The sequence below is a fragment of the Sabulibacter ruber genome (genome assembly GCF_017355955.1).
GTDB lineage: Bacteria > Bacteroidota > Bacteroidia > Cytophagales > Hymenobacteraceae > Nibribacter > Nibribacter ruber_A.
The window spans coordinates 231,303-247,121 of record NZ_JAFFID010000003.1; the positions used below are offsets into that span (position 1 = coordinate 231,303).

The window sequence follows — 15,819 nt, forward strand, 5'->3', positions numbered from 1 at the left end:
TCTCCTGCCGCCTGTTGCCCGCTCGTTCTTTGTTTTTGTTCTACAATTGAAAAAATAGCCAGGAAACGGTGCCGTAGGCAAGAGTTACTTCGATTCAGGTTCGGGAAATGCAGGTTCAAATCCTGCTCTTTCTTGCTGTGCTTCAGGCGGAAAGATAGTGTAAGGGTAGCACGCCAAAAAGTCTCTTACCGGCTGTTGCCCGTTTCTCTGGTTATGTATCAAACTGCTACAATAACAAAGCAGATCTGTTTTGGCCCTTTTTTCCAGAAATCAGGGCTAAAACAGATCTGCTTTGCATTTGCCCGGCGTAATCCGGCTCAGGGCTGTTAGCTAAACTCAAACTTTGGAGCCAGACTTCACGCTCCTTCCGGTTTAATTCCCCCCGGCCCGTTTCCGTTCTTCTTCTGAGCTGGTTTCCCGTTTGGTGGCGGCTTTCATTTTCCGGTTCCCGAAATTTCTGGAGTACGTGAGCCGCACTACGCGTGGGTCTGAGAAAACTCCGTCAAAATCTGAGTATAGGTTAAGATCCTTTAAATCGGACAGCAGCCTGAAGCGCCGGGTCCAGAATATATCTTCTATGGCTAACCGCAGCACTCCCTTTTCATTGGGCAGTTCTTTCTGCAAACCGGCGTTGAGGGACCCAAAGGGTTTTCCGTAGGCGATGCCCATGGGCCTGCGGGAAAGGTAAAAGCCAGAGAGCTCCGCCGAAAAGGATTTAGGCAGCTTGAAACTCTGCGAGATATTGACGCTGGCGAAACCGCCGTTGATGGTGACTTCCTGGCCATCGTAGAGCCCGGTGTTGCTGATCCAGATGCCCATCAGGTTGCTCTGGATCTGCCACCAGTTGGTGGGGCTCAACGGGAAAGAGAAATTGAGGGAGAAGTTGTGCGCGTACTTGAGGTTCTCTGCCCGGGCGTATTGTTTGTTGGTCTCGGGGTCCAGGTGCAGTTGCCAGGCCACAATGGGGGTTTTATCATAGCTGTAGCCCACAGAAAGCAGGTAGCTGTCCAGGAAGCGGTAGGTGCCCTGGTAGGCATTGGTGATGGTGGGCCGCAGGTTGGTGTTCCCTGACAGAAACGAATTGGGATCAATGAAAAAGACGAAGGGCGCCAGGTTGTTGTAGGTGGGCCGGGTGATCCGGCGGCTATAGGAGACCTGCACACTGCTTTTCTTGGTCAGATCCCGCGACACGAAAATACTGGGGAAAAAATTTCCGTAGCGTCTGTCTACAATGCGCTGGCGCTCAATGGTGGCCAAATCTGTGTGGGTGTACTCATACCGCAGCCCGGTCTGCAGCTTGATTTTATACGGGAGCTGGTGCCTGACATTGAGGTAAGCAGCGCCAATATCTTCTAACATACGAATATGCTGGCTGAATTCAGGGTTGGGCTCCCACACGCCATCCCGGTAATTCTGCACCTCCACTTTGTTCCGCAACTTGGAGAGGGTCACCTTCACCCCGGCCTCCAGGGAGGTATTTTCAGCCAGGGAATTGCGGTAATCCAGTTTACTTACCCACAACTTGATGGGGGTGGTTTTCTCCATTCCCAGTTGCTCCTCCATCCGCTCCGCAGATTCATACCATTCATAATTGAAGGTGTAATGGTGCGGATTTCGGTCATGGTAATAGAGGTAATCGGTGTCAATAGTGATTTCCTGGTTCTGGGGGAGTTTGTGGGTCAGGTTGAGGTTGCCCATCAGGTGGCGCCAATGGTTCACCTCCCGGTGCTGCGTCCGGACCACCGACTCCAGGTTCCCGTTGATTCGGGTTTCCGAAGTCCCTACTTCGTCTTTCGGTCCGGTATCCCATCGGTCACTGAACCCAGACACCAACCCGCTGAGAGTGGTTTTGGGCGTAAGGGTGTAGTCAAACCCCACCCGCCCGGTGTGGTTGGTGGTCACCGGTTGCCTGCTGTTGAAACTGCTGGTTTGCGTCACCTGCCCCTGATGTGTGGTTTGCCGGAAAGTTTCTATGCCGTTGTATTCATGATCCCGGCTGAAGGAATAATCAGAGTAGAGATTCAGCTTTTCGGTTCTATGGTTCAGGTTGAAGGTACCGGCTGGTTTTTCGTACCAGCCGTATCCCATGGTGAGGGAATAAGCGCCATTGGTGCCATAGTTTTCATTCTTTTTCAACACCAGGTTGATGATTCCGGCGTTTCCTTCGGCATCGTACTGGGCCGAGGGAGTGGTGATGATCTCAACCTTCTCTATGTTACCGGCGTTCATGCCGCTCAGCATCTGAAAGATAGAGGAAATAGGCACACGGCTTTGTTTTCCGTTGATCATCACAATCACGCCATCTTTCCCGCTGATACTAATGGAATTGCTCTGTCGGTTGAGGGTGATACCCGGGGAACGCTCCAGCACATCTAGGGCCGTGGACCCCGCCGACACGATGCTTCCCTGCACGTTCACCACCAGACGGTCCAGTTGCTGCTCAAACAAGGGTTTCTGGCCCACTACCTGCACTTCCTTCAACTGCGTGCTTCCGCCGGGAAGAACCAAATGGATTACCTTCTTGCCACTGGGCGCCTCGGGCACCGTAAAAGCCGGACTGAAGGTTTTCCCCGATCCCACCATGGAGGCCGCCAACAGGTATTTGCCAGGTTTGATGTTCTCAATCAGGTACGTGCCGTTGTCCCCGGCCAGTACCCCTTTCACCAAAGCCGAATCAGTGGCGTTTAACAGCAGCACATTGGCGAAAGGCGTTGGTTCACCGGCCGCTTCCTCCACCCTCCCTGAAACCGAGAACTGCCCAAAGGCGCGGGAGCTACACAGCAGACCGGCAACAACACAAAGGCAACGGAAAAGAAAAAAAGGTTTCATAGATCAGCCAGTGGAAATTCCGGGAAGCAGATGCATTAAAACCAGGAACAGGTTACTTGGGGCAGTAACCCTCAGAGAGACGCGTTAACCAAATTTTGAAGCAGTTTTTTGATTCCAGTTCATGCCCTGGGAATGCCTGTAAAAGGAACCAACGAAGGCCAATGGAGAAGTCTGCTCGTTCATAAGAGCAGAAAGGAGGCGGGAATGCAGAAACAGGAAATCTGTTGTCTGCCAGAAGGTTACATAACAAACCTACTCAAACAAAATAGAATTTAAAACAGATAAGATAAGAATTTATCTATCTTTTTCTAAAATAGTTCATAGTTGAACCTGAGAGAAACAGAGGAAGGGATGAGCGAAATTGTTTCGGGCCTGTTTTCTCTAAAACAGGCCCGAAACAGTTGTGCCTACTTGGCGGCTACCGTTAGCCCCGGCCAGGTATCGGTACGGAAAGGCGAGGCCGGGAGACCCGCTCCGTTGTACAGGTTCACACTGGGGTTGTTGGCCCAGCCGTACCGCACGGCCACCGGGTTGGGCACCTTGGGGCTGGTCACCACTACTTCATTGCCTACTATCTTGGCATCGGCCCAGTAGTATTTCTTATCTGCTCCGGCAATGGCAAAGCCGGTGAGCGGTTTTCCGTCTTTGGCCTGCAGGCCACCATTGGTATGCTGGAAGGTAAGCCTGATGCTGTTGCCTTCGGTTTTCATACTTTGGTACAGCGGCCCGGAAAAAGGGATTTTCTTGCCGTATGTCTGCGCCAAAGCGGCCAAGGCCAGCCGGTACCCTACGTCCTGCTTGTTTTTGGGGTGGATGTCTTTCTCCTCGCCCAGGTCAATGGCAACGGCCATGCCGGTGTGGGGCAGCTTCAAGGTCATGAGCTGGGCTTCGCGCAGCTCGGCCCAGTCTGAGTCAACGGGTTCAGAGGTAGGAGCCATGAAATTAGCCAGCTGCACAAAGTAGAAAGGCAGTGCGGGGCGGTTCCAGCTTTTGCGCCAGTCATTGATAAGCGTGGGAAACAACGTACGGTACTGGTATGCCCTACCGGCATTGCTTTCGCCCTGATACCAGATCACGCCTTTTACCGGTACGCTGGTAAACGGATACACCATGGCGTTGTACAGCACCGTTGGTTGGTTTGGCCCCAGCGGGTTTGTTGGAGCAGCCGGAAGCTCAGCTAAACGTACCCCGGGTTTGTATTTCCAATCTCCCGTAAGCGGCTCTTTCTCGCCGGCCGCATTTGCCAGGTATATTTCCTGCGCATTGCCGTAAATGCCACCCCCGTTTTCTTTGTCACTCACGCGAACGGTAACCACGTTTTCGCCGGCTTTCACCAGGTGGGCCGGCACTTTGTACAGGCGCGGTTTATCCCATCCCTCGGTGGCGCCTACCTGTTCGCCGTTGAAGAACGTGATTTCGTCATCGTCCACCGGTCCCAGGCTTATCGTTAGTTCTTTCCCGGCCCAGGAGGCAGGGACCGTAACGGTACGCCTCACCCACAGGATGCCGTCAAACCCGGGCAGGCCCTGATTTTCCCAAAGCCCGGGCACTTTGATCTGGTTCCAGGAGCTGGTATTCAGGTCTGTTGCAGCCCAGGCGGCCCGCCCCTGCGCATAGCCGGCATCTTTGCTGTTAATCAACTTCCTGAAGTCAAGCTGAGCCTGCTGATAGTCAGCCAAGATCGTTTCTTGGGTTTTGCCCGTGCTGGCCACTTTTTCTATGTCCTCTACCTTGCTTGCAAACTCGGGCATGGATTTGAGGGAGGAGCCGCTGGTCCAGGCTTCGGCTATGGTGCCACCCCACGAGGTGTTGATGATCCCGATGGGCACGTTCAGGTTCTTGTGCAGCTCCCGCCCGAAAAAATAGGCCACCGCCGAAAACTTCTGCATGGCCTCCGGAGTGCACACCTGCCACCCGCCGGTACTTACCTGGGCATCTTTCAAGGGCGAAAAGCTGGAATTCTTGTCTACCTGCAGCAACCGGATGTCTGGGTAATTAGCGGCAGCGATTTCCTGGGGTGCGTTCCTGATGTCCCCGAACATACCGGTGGGCCACATTTCCATGTTGGACTGCCCGGAAGCCACCCACACTTCGCCAGCCGCCACGTTTGTAAGGGTGAGCTCTTCGCCATCATTGAACGAGATGGTAAAGCCCCTGCCTGCCGCCGGGGTGGGCACCGTCACCTGCCAGTTCCCGTTCTTGTCGGCCTGGGTGGTGTATTTCTTTTTGTTCCAGGACGGGGACACCGTGACGGTTTTGCCCGCAGCAGCGGTACCGTGAAATGGCACTTTGTCTTTCTGCTGGAGCACCATGTGGCTGCTGAACACCGCCGGCAAGGTCACTTTTGCCTGCGCCAGGTGTTGCTGAAACAATAAGCCCGACAGTACCAGTAAACTGCCTTTCAGCCAGGGGGAAGTCTTGGGTTTGTTCATAGAGGATGGGTTGAGTCTTTCATCAGGATTGTTTCTGCGTTCTTTTCCGTAAAACAGCACTGAAACAGAAAGATACATATTATTCAATTTCTTGCCAGTTTACTCGCAAAGTCTTGAAGGCATTGGGTCTCAGAGAAGTGCTTGCCTTTCTTCTGCATCTCCTGTCAGGCAGCAAGATGATTATGACAGGATGGAAGGTGTGAGTTTCTCTTTCGGCTGAGGTTCAGAACTTCTTAGAAAGATACGCTTGAGTATATCCCTTTCACTTCTTTCTTCCGGTCAGAACTAAGCCAAAGAAAAAGCCTTTCAACAGGGCTGCTGAAAGGCTTTTTCGTTATAAACTCAGTTCTGATTAAAACTCCTGATCACCGAATCTCTCATAGAATTTGGGCAGCGGATTCAGTCTGGTGTTTTGCCGTTGGTGCCAGTACGGGTAAATAGTGGGGATCTCGCTGGCGGCATCCAAGCGTTTTACCTGGTCAAGGGTGAGGTTCCAGCCCACGGCGCCCAGGTTCTGCTTTAGTTGTTCTTCGTTGCGGGCTCCTATGATGATGTTGGCCACGGTGGGGCGTTGCAGAAGCCAGTTCAGGGCTACCTGGGCCACGGTTTTGCCGGTTTCCTCGGCTACTTCGTCCAAAACATCAATGGTGCGGTAAAATACTTCTTCGTTCACCACGGCTTCGGGTACCGGGCTGCCGCCTTGTGCCACCCGACTGTCTGGGGGCAGAGGCTGGTTGCGGCGGTACTTCCCTCCTAATCTTCCGGCGGCCAGCGGCGACCAGACAATGGCACCCACGTTCTGGTCAATACCCAGCGGCATCAGTTCCCACTCGTACTCGCGGTTAGCCAGGGAATAATACACCTGGTGGGCGATGTAGCGGTTCCAGCCGTATCGCTCCGAAACCGAAAGCGATTTCATGAGGTGCCAGCCCGAAAAATTGGAAGCCGCAATGTACCGGATCTTTCCGGCCTGGATCAGATCATCCAGGGTACGCAGGGTCTCTTCCACGGGCGTGTTGCCGTCAAACCCGTGCATGTGGTAGATGTCAATATAATCGGTGTTCATGCGCTTGAGGCTACCTTCCACCTGCTGGATTAAGCGGAAACGCGACGAGCCCTGGTTATTGGGTCCTTCGCCAAACGGGAAAGTGCCTTTGGTGGAAATCAGCACCTGATCGCGCCGACCGGCGATGGCTTTGCCCAGGATCTCCTCGGCCAACCCCTGGGAGTAGGTATCAGCGGTGTCAAAGAAGTTCACGCCTGCCTCCAGGCAAAGATCCACTAAACGGGTGGCTTCGTCTACCTGCGTACTGCCCCAGGCCTTGAAAAACTCGTTGCCACCGCCAAAGGTAGCCGTACCAAAACTCAGCACCGGAACCATCAGTCCAGATGCGCCTAGTTGTCTGTATTCCATGGGAGATGATGTAATGTTTTGGGTAAAGAAACGGGATTTATTTTCAGGAGTTAAGATGCCCGGGAGAAAATGCCACCAAACAGCACTTGCTTCCTCTCCTGAATGAATCTGCCCGCGCTGTTTTCAAGGTGTTTACAGGAAAACAAGTTTAAAATCCTCTAAGCGCTGCCTGCCTCTTTCTGCTCGGGTGTTGAATTGAATACAGTCTGCTGTTGCAAACCCGGTTTTAAGAAAATAGCCCTAAAACAGAAAAGGGACTAAGTGCTCTGTAGAACACTTAATCCCTCTTAGGTACTGCTGTCTTCTCACCAGAAGTGAAAAGACTTTGAAGTTGATTTAGAATATGTAGCGGATGGTACACCACGGAATCACCTCCTGTTGCAACTTCCGGAAGTCATTGATCCAGCCGGCTTTTAACTGATACTGGTAGCGGATGTTGATGCCCCCAAACTGGCTTTTCTTGGATTCCTGAATTTCCGGAGCCCAGATCAGGTCTTCGGCTTTGGGGTTGATGGAAAGGTTGATGTTGTGCTGCCACTGGTTATGGGTAAGGAAAATGACCTCGCAATCCATCTGCTTTTTCAGGTTAGGGTGCACCACCTCGTTGAGCTGCTCAAACAGTTCGCGGTAATCGTCCAGCCAGCCTTCGTAGACAATCACCGGCGAGAAGTTGACGTGCACGTCATAACCGGCCTGGTAGAAGTCGTTGATGGCGGCTAACCGTTTCTCCAGACTGTCGGTGCGAACGTCTACCAGCTTGCTGACTTTGCGGGGCAACAGACTGAACCGGATGCGGGTTTTGCCCTGCGGGTCATAGGTGAGCATCTGTGGGTTCACAAACTTGGTGGCGAAGGTGGCAAATGCCTTGGGGTGCTCCCTGAAAAAATGCACCGCCGTTTCTACGCTGTCTGAGATGGAGGCATCCACGGATACGTCTGAGTTACAGCCAATGTCATAGGTGTAGAACTGGGCATGCGTCTGGTTGGGCACTTTGGGCCAGGCTTGCTGCTGCACGTGTTTGTCTACCGCCAGCAAGATTTCCTCGGTGTTGGTGAAGAGCGTGATGGGGTTCACGGCCTTGTTGCGGTCTACGTAACAATAGGCGCAGGCGCCCATACACCCGTTGGCCAGGCTAGGCGCAATGAAATCTGAACTGCGTCCGCTCTCGCGGCACACCAGCGTTTTAAGGCGCCCCAGCACCAGCACATTGGATTTCACCTGGTAGTGGTTTCCCTCTAGTTCGGGCAAACGGTTGTGCTGTTTAATCTCCTGCTGAATAGCCTCTGGGTAAGTGAGCAGAGCCCTTTTCCCGCGTTCGTTCAGGGCATCGGGCGTGTAAAGAATGGTGGAAGGATTGAAGTGCTGCATACCCTTTCTTAACAGTTAAACCACCTTTCGAGTTCAGGCAAATAATTATACAACTCCTTGATTTCCAGTATTTTAAAATGTTTTTCCAAAACTTAAAATTGAATCATAGAGGCTACAGGAATGTTCTTTTACTAGCAACAGAAAAGCTCTTTTTAGGGCATTTTGTGAGGCTTTACCCAATTATAGATCTGAGGAAAGTAGAAGAATGGAAACCGTTCAGGAGAAAGTAAGCCCAACCATAGCACCTCGCCCCGCCAAGCTCTGGATGCCCAAGCAAGTGTTGATTACCCCGGCTGCGTTAGACGAACCCTGGGGAAGGCAGATATACGAGCATGTCATCTCATTGGGCCTGCCGGTACAGGAACTGAAGCAAAACCGGATTACGGGCCTGCGCGGGGAAGACGAACGCGAAACGTACCGCAAAGCCAAAAGCACACTGGCCATTGTGACGGCTCCGCCAAGCGCCCTCAAACTACAGCCTATTCCGCCCTCCGCCGACTGGCAGTTTCACCTGGCCGAAGGCTGCCCTGCCCACTGCCAGTATTGCTATTTAGCCGGAAGTCTGCAGGGTCCGCCGGTGATCAGGACCTTCGCCAACTTACCTACCATTCTGGAGAACCTGACCAACTACCGCCAACCGGGAAAGGTGACTACGTTTGAGGCAAGCTGTTATACCGATCCGTTGGGGATTGAGCACCTCACCGGTAGCCTGGCCGAGACCATCCGCTTTTTTGGTGAGCAGGAAGACATGCACCTACGATGGGTTTCCAAGTTTGACCAGGTAGACGGGCTGCTTTCCTTGCCGCATAACGGGCATACGCACCCCAGAATCAGCCTGAACGCCGACTTTATCTCCCGCAGAATGGAAGGCGGCACGGCCTCTATGGAAGCCCGTTTGGGCGCCATCCGGAAACTGGCCTTGCCAAAAGCTGAGGGCGGAGGAGGCTACAAAGTTGGCCTGGTGATTGCCCCTATCATGGCCATTCCAGATTGGGAAGAGCAGTACACTCATTTGCTGGACAGGCTGGAGCAAACCCTGGATTTCCCCTGTGACATTACGTTTGAGTTGATCAGCCACCGGTTCACGCCGGGTTCCAAAGCGCTGTTGCAGGAGTGGTACCCTAACACCCTCATTGACTTTGACGAGACCAACCGGTCTATGAAGTTCAATAAGTTTGGCGGCAAGAAGTACGTGTACGATGCCTCCACCATGGGCATGCTCCGCAGTTTCTTCTACTCAGAATTGAAGAAACGCTTCCCCAGTGCTCCTGTTCTGTACTGGACCTAATAGCCGGTTGGTGCTCATTCAATGCCGGAGCCTATTTTCTAGCAAGATTTCTGAAAAGTAGCCCTTAAACAGGCGAACTACACCTAAGAAAAGCCCGCCAAGTATACTGGCGGGCTTTTTTCGTGCTTGGCGTAACACCAACTACGCGCCGTTCTGCCGAAGGTAAGTATGTCGTATTTGTACAAGCCTGCCAACTTGTGTACGCCTACTTTTGGGTTAAAAGAAATAAATCCTTAGCTTAATCCAACATGAAAGCCGAGATTTTCAAACCCAGTCCATCGCTCAGCCGGTACATTGATAACTACATGCTGGTAGATATCAACTGGCAGGATACCGCATCTGTGGCTTCGGTGTGGCGGTTGATTCCGTACGGCAAGGTTTCCATGCTGTTTCTGTACGGCGATTCGCATGAGTATAACCTGACGGGTCCGGCCGATACGATGCTAAAAACCCGCCAGGCGTTCATGGTAGGGCAACTCACCCAACCTATCTGGCTGCGGTTCAGCGGACACACCCGGCTCATCAAGATTCAGTTCAAGCCCACCGGGCTGCAGCAGTTTCTGCCCATGAACATGGAGGAATTCACCAACGTACCCAGCCTAGATCTGGAAGCCGTGTGGGGCAGGGCAACCGCTACCCTTTTGGAGCAACTGCATGAGTCTGCAACGGACCAGGACCGAATCCAGCACCTCAATTCCTTTCTGGAGAAACGGTTGCTGCCCGCATCAGATATGATTGATTACGTGGATTTCACCCTGGCCCAACTGAAGAACCAGCAAGGCAACGTTTCCATCAAAAGCCTGGAAGGGCAACTGGGTATCAGCACCCGGCATCTGGAGAGATTGTTCCGGGCTAAACTGGGTTTATCACCGAAGGAAATGAGCAAGATTATCCGGCTCAATGCGGCGTTCTCAAACCTGGAGGCAAATCCGTCTACTTCGCTGACGCAGGTTTCTTATGAGGCCGGGTACTTTGACCAGTCGCACTTCTCCAGGGACTTCAAAGGAATAGCTGGCGTAAGTCCTTCTAAATTGTTTTCCCAAACCTCGCAGGAGCTTTTTGTCACGCATGGGCAGTGCTTTGTTAAGCAACAGCCCGCCCCATCTTTTTACAGGTCTGGCCTGGCTTCTTAGCTCTTCCATTGGGTCAAAAATTCAGATAGGCTCTTTCTCTTCACCAGAGAAAGACAAACCCATTTTCATCCAATCAAACACCTACCATAGCTTTAACCACTAACACAACAGGTCGGTTTTGTACAATTTAACCACTCCTCCCGCTTCTATCTTTGTAACGTTGTTAATCACTAAACCATTACAATGATGCAGACAGTAACACAAACAAGCACCAACCCGCAGGAAAGTGCTTACCGCAATTACCAGGGAGGATTTTTCAAGGTGTTGATCTCCCCTGAAGAAACTCAGGGAAGCTTTGCTTTGGTAGACATGACCCTACCCAGAGGAGTGGAACCACCGGTGCACATCCACACCCGGGAAGACGAGACCTTTTATGTGCTGGACGGAGAAATGACTTTTCACGTGGGGGAAAAAGCGATAAAAGCTGGCGTGGGAGAATCGGTTTTCTCGCCGAGGCAGGTGCAGCACCATTTTGAAATCAATACCCCCACGGCTCGGTTCCTTACCTTTATTACTCCCGGCCAGTTTCTGGAGTATTTTCTGCAGTTCAGCTTTCCGGCCGCTGAGCAAGTGCAGGTGACACCGCCGCAAGGCCCACCTCCGGCAGAACACATTGCCTTTATGACTTCTCAACTGGAAGAGAAATATGGGGTGTTGTTCCTCTAAGGCCTCAGTCCGGTTTATCCCCTAATTTTCATAAAGATGCCTAAAACCTCCATCCTCTTCAAAGCACCAACGGTAGCAGTGCACAAGCAGACTCCCATGAGGGATGGAGTGTCACTGGATTCTGCCGCTTTGCTGGTCTCGGGGAAGCAAAACATTTTCCTGGACCCCGAGGCTACTGAACTGCTGGTGGGCTATTTGCAGGTCATCAGGGCGTATTTTGGTTCTTTCCACCAATCAAGACAGGTGCTAAAAGGCTTGTTTGAACAGGTAATTGCATCCCTGGCGGCTACCCAGCAGCAACCGGGAAAACAAGTCCTCACCAACCAGGACATTTCTGATCTGATCCAGGAACTAGGTTGCCTGGAAGATTGGAAGCACCAGTATGCCCATTTGGAATAAATACTTCTGAAATAAGTCTCTTTTTGTAAAAACAGGCAGAAAACAGCTAGCGCTGGCTGTACCTTCTGCTGGTAATGCGGGTGCCCACCCTCACCGCACCTCTACGCTTATTCTTTCTCAACTCTATTTTAACCAATTGCTATTTACATCTGAATAGCCCGGCCACTTTGTGCCTTTTAAAATCGATGATCAATTCTAAAACAACCCTTAAAACTACCTCTATGAAATCTATCAACATCCTTCTGATAATGCTATTAGCCAACTTCGGATTTCTGCTGGCAGGCTGCGAAACCGATGACGCGGAAGTAAATGAAACAAAAACGAGTTACACCCTTGATGCCGAAACCTCGGTGGTGAAATGGATAGGCTCTGGTCCGGGCGTAACGCATGATGGTTCCTTTGCCGTTAGCAGCCAGAACCTGGAAGTAGTGAACGGCCAGATCAGAAAAGGAACGTTTACCATCCCTATCTCCTCTATCAAAAACTTTGACTTGCCCCCCAACCTGCAACCGGCTCTGCTGGAGCACCTAAAAAGCCCTGACTTTTTCAACATGGTTTTGTACCCGGAGGCCAGCTTTACCATCACTGAGGTGAAACCTTACAAAGGGAAAACACCGGAGGGCGTTGACGGAGCAAACTACCTCATCACAGGAGATTTCAAGATGCTGAACAAAACCCACCAAATCAGTTTTCCGGCAAACGTTACGTTCCAGGCTTCCACCCTTTCGGCCAAAGCTACCTTCAAAATAGACCGGACCAAATGGGGCATGACCTACGCCGCTGATCCTGCCTTGGGCGAGCACCACATTTACCCCGAGGTAGCCCTTGAACTGAACCTCACCGGTCGGAAACTCTAACAACCTTCTTCATGCGCCTGAAAACAGCGAAGCCACTCAGATTTGGTATCTGAGTGGCTTCACGGGATAAAGGGTGTTTATTTATTGCTGTGAATTATTTCTTGCGTTTTGGAGCACCCCATAAATTACGGGGCTGAAGTAGCGCAGATTTTCCAGAATGTAGGTCATACTGAAGAACTTGCCCGGTTCAATCTCCTTTTCCTCCGCCATGGCTTCTAACACCGCGTCAAGGGCTGCCACGTAATTTGCATCAAATTCTTCTTCTGTCATATCTAGTAAGTATGCCCCTAATATAGGCGATAATTCTTTCCTCTGCTCAACCGAGCTCAACTGCCTTCTCTGGCTAAACAGATTTAACGCCAAAGGGATTCAATGGAACACCAATGATTATGATTCATTTGCACTTGGGTTGAACTGGCCAGTTCCGTTTAGTCTGATAAACAAAGAGGTCTCCTGTCACTGGAGACCTCTCTGTCAAAAAGAAAATGTATTAGGTTACCGGTTCAGTACCAGCCTTTTGATGGTTGATTTGCCGCCAACGGTGAACCTACAGATGTAAACTCCATTGGTGTATTTTGAGCCGTCAAACTGGTATTGGTACGTCTGGCCTGCAATGGCTCTTCCGGCATGTAAGGCTTGTAGCCGCTGCCCTTGCAAATTGAAAACCTCCAGGTTAACCTCTCCCTCCGCTTCCACCGTGAAACTGATGTTAGTCTTATGGCTGAAAGGATTAGGACTGGCAATGAACGCCTCTTGGGCAGGTTTTTCGGCTAACGCAGACTTCAGTTCTGACCGTTGGCTTGCAGATAGCATTGGGGCAGACATGTACGGGATGAGGCTGGAACCGGGTATGGTCTCCATCATGCCATCAGGCTTGGTCCAGGCCACGGAGAGGTGATCTTTGAACCGGAACTCCCGCATCACCGCCTCTATGTAGTACCGGCGCCCTGCCTCCAGGTAAATCACCTCAGACTGCTGGGTAGGGAATTCGGTATACTTATCAGGCTTAGTAGCCTTGCGCACCCAGGCAATCTGCATCTTGTTAGCAGGGTCTTCGTCTGTGCTCAGCAGAAGTTCAGCCCTGTCGTCGGCGGCCAGGTAGAAGCGGTACTCCCCAGACACCGGCACGCACAAATACCCTCTTAACCGGGTGAAGTAATTCTCGCCCATGTTGGAAGGTATCATGAAGGAACTAAGGGTGTTGGTACTGGTAGGCGGCGTATCAGAGGGCAGGTGGTGAAGTTCTACAAGTTTAGAGGAGACACTGCTCCAAAGCTCATACGAGATACCACCGGTATCGGGGCAGGTCATGGTGGTGTCACCCTGTATGGTGAAAGTGGTATCCTGCATACAAGCACCCGTAGAATCTACCACCATTACGGTATAGGTACCGGGCATCAAGCCCATCACATCCTCAGTTGTGCTGCCGTTGGACCAGGTGTACGTATACGGTGCAATGCCGCCGCTCACGGTCAAGTCAATTGAACCATCGGCGGCTCCGGGTGCAGACACGTGGGTGACAGTTCCGGTCAGCATGAGATCACAGGCAACTTCCTCCTGGATGGTGAAAGAAGCCGTTTGCCGGCAGGAACCCGTGGCATCTACCACGGTTACGTTGTAAGTGCCCGCCGCTAATCCTTCCAGATCCTCGGAGGTGCTGCCGTTAGACCAGTTATACGTGTACGGAGCTGTGCCGCCGCTTACCGTTAGGTTAATGGCGCCGTCATTGGCTCCCGGAGAAGACACATTAGAAGCATCGGCCTCTATCGTCAGTACGCAACTGGAGACATTGATGGTCACAGAGGTGATGGTCTGGTTTCCGCTGCTGTCTTCGGCTACAAACGTAACCACATAAGAACCTGCGGTAGTAGGGGTCCAGTTAAAAGCCGTCTGGACCGGATTCCCTAAAACAATCCGAGGAAACAAGGATGCGCCCGCCGGCATACCCAGGGCGAAAATGGTGACCAGATCTGTTTCCGAGTCATCGGTTGCCCTTATCCTGAAACCTACCAGTTGACCTACCAGCGCCTCTATGGGCACAGACGGAGTAGGAGTAACTGTGAAGTCAAAAGCGGGTGGCGGCGGTGGCACCGCCTGTACAGATATAATGAAATCTACCACTATTTTGGCGCCCTTGGTATCTGTGATTGCAACGGCCGCATTATAAAGACCATCTTCTAAACCCATGGTTGTCCAGGTTACGAAACCCGTGGTAGGGTTCACGGTTAATCCCTCTGGGTTGGACCCGCCTCCCATCTCGGTAGAAGTGGCTAATCTATAGCTGAGCACATCTCCCTCAAAGTCAGTGGCCGGGATGGGGAACGTGGCAGCCATCTGGTCGTTTGGCAAGGTTCTGATTGGCGGCAGGGTGGCCACCGGCGAATTATTGCCCCCTCCTACCTGTACAGTGGTTTCTACCCGGTAGTTAAGATCTGAATTGTTTTTCAAGGAAACTAACCGGCAGCAGCTGCTGAAATTTGCGGTATAGGTACCTTCTTCTGAGTAGGTATGGGTAAACGTTGCCACTCCATAGAACCAGTCCTGCGCCTCATTGACTGCCGTTACCAGTAAGGGAATATCGCGGGAGGAGCCGTCTCCAAAAGAAAAATCAACATCGGGCACCAAGGTGGATCCAACTTCCGGGTTCCCAAAGTAGCCACTCCTATATGCTTGCGAAACTTTGAACTCTATTGTTTTGGGCCCCACCACCCGCCAGGAAATACTCCCATACCTAAAATGGGATGCCTGGACATCAATGAACGAGACCAGAACCAAGCAAAAAACAAACAAGAATTTCAGATAGGAGTTTACCCTACCCTTCTCTCTTGAAAGACTAAGGGTAGTTACCTTGTCATGTGAATAGCTTTGTGGGCCTAAGGAGTCAAATTCTTCCATAATGTTGATTTGATTGAGCATGTAAGGAGCTTTTCATGTTGAAATCAGAGGTACTCATGCGGGAAGGCATGCAACGGAGAATCCGGACAGGTGAGCGAGGGGGACTATAAGAGAGGTAAGCAGAGCAGAAGACGGTTGTGGCAACTTTAAATACGTCCTTGAACCTGACAAAAACAGGTTACCGGCTCGTTTAAGCCGATCTGCCGCAAGAAGGTAGTGGCAACTTAAACATGCGGGGAATAAAACACCTAAGCAGTAGATGGGAGTAAAGGGTTTTGAGAAGGTAGCCGATCACCGAAGAAAGTTCAGGCAAGAAAGTATTCATAGGACAATCTTTGAAGATAAACACCTATAAGCAAGTCATTTAATCTCAATAACACGGCTTTTTAGAAGCTGAGTCCAATTCTGTGGGATTGAACTTTGCCGTACAATCTGTTTGCTGGTAAGACCTTGTATTTGATTTGCCCAATTTATGGACAATTTCAAACCAGCCTATTTCATTATTTTAAGCTCTTGTTTTTGTACCCAAATTTCAAAA

Annotated in this window: 11 protein-coding genes; 5 read left to right on the forward strand and 6 right to left on the reverse strand. The window is 51.4% G+C overall.

All coding sequences use genetic code 11. The features are described from left to right. Positions 1-372: 372 nt before the first annotated feature. From JT719_RS16740 to JT719_RS16755, 4 genes are all read right to left on the reverse strand, one after another. The gene (locus JT719_RS16740) at positions 373-2,829 is read right to left on the reverse strand and encodes a TonB-dependent receptor (RefSeq protein WP_207434575.1); all 2,457 of its coding nucleotides are present in this window, start codon (positions 2,827-2,829) and stop codon (positions 373-375) included. A gap of 407 nt (positions 2,830-3,236) precedes the next feature. Beyond that, the gene (locus JT719_RS16745) at positions 3,237-5,261 is read right to left on the reverse strand and encodes a sialate O-acetylesterase (RefSeq protein WP_207434577.1); all 2,025 of its coding nucleotides are present in this window, start codon (positions 5,259-5,261) and stop codon (positions 3,237-3,239) included. 352 nt (positions 5,262-5,613) lie between these two features. Further along, positions 5,614-6,675, reverse strand: coding sequence for an aldo/keto reductase (locus tag JT719_RS16750; protein ID WP_207434578.1), 1,062 nt, complete (start codon positions 6,673-6,675; stop codon positions 5,614-5,616). A gap of 336 nt (positions 6,676-7,011) precedes the next feature. After that, positions 7,012-8,043: a spore photoproduct lyase family protein gene (locus JT719_RS16755; RefSeq protein WP_207434580.1), complete on the reverse strand. Its 1,032-nt coding sequence runs from the start codon at positions 8,041-8,043 to the stop codon at positions 7,012-7,014. A 205-nt stretch (positions 8,044-8,248) separates the two neighbouring features. On the opposite strand from JT719_RS16755, the gene JT719_RS16760 reads away from it, so the two are divergent. From JT719_RS16760 to JT719_RS16780, 5 genes are all read left to right on the forward strand, one after another. After that, complete coding sequence (locus tag JT719_RS16760; protein WP_242693314.1) at positions 8,249-9,331, forward strand: spore photoproduct lyase family protein; 1,083 nt, start codon at positions 8,249-8,251, stop codon at positions 9,329-9,331. Positions 9,332-9,579: 248 nt separating this feature from the next. Further along, positions 9,580-10,464: an AraC family transcriptional regulator gene (locus tag JT719_RS16765; RefSeq protein WP_207434582.1), complete on the forward strand. Its 885-nt coding sequence runs from the start codon at positions 9,580-9,582 to the stop codon at positions 10,462-10,464. A 183-nt stretch (positions 10,465-10,647) separates the two neighbouring features. After that, positions 10,648-11,130, forward strand: coding sequence for a cupin domain-containing protein (locus tag JT719_RS16770; protein ID WP_207434584.1), 483 nt, complete (start codon positions 10,648-10,650; stop codon positions 11,128-11,130). A gap of 36 nt (positions 11,131-11,166) precedes the next feature. Then, positions 11,167-11,529, forward strand: coding sequence for a hypothetical protein (locus tag JT719_RS16775; RefSeq protein ID WP_207434586.1), 363 nt, complete (start codon positions 11,167-11,169; stop codon positions 11,527-11,529). A gap of 221 nt (positions 11,530-11,750) precedes the next feature. Further along, complete coding sequence (locus JT719_RS16780; protein ID WP_207434588.1) at positions 11,751-12,386, forward strand: YceI family protein; 636 nt, start codon at positions 11,751-11,753, stop codon at positions 12,384-12,386. Between the two features lie 81 nt (positions 12,387-12,467). Here JT719_RS16780 and JT719_RS16785 read toward each other — a convergent pair whose 3' ends face one another. Further along, positions 12,468-12,656, reverse strand: a complete 189-nt coding sequence (locus JT719_RS16785; RefSeq protein ID WP_207434590.1) for a hypothetical protein — start codon at positions 12,654-12,656, stop codon at positions 12,468-12,470. Positions 12,657-12,881: 225 nt separating this feature from the next. Further along, a complete protein-coding gene (locus JT719_RS16790) occupies positions 12,882-15,302 on the reverse strand; it encodes a T9SS type A sorting domain-containing protein (protein WP_207434593.1) in 2,421 nt (806 codons plus the stop codon). Positions 15,303-15,819 lie beyond the last annotated feature (517 nt).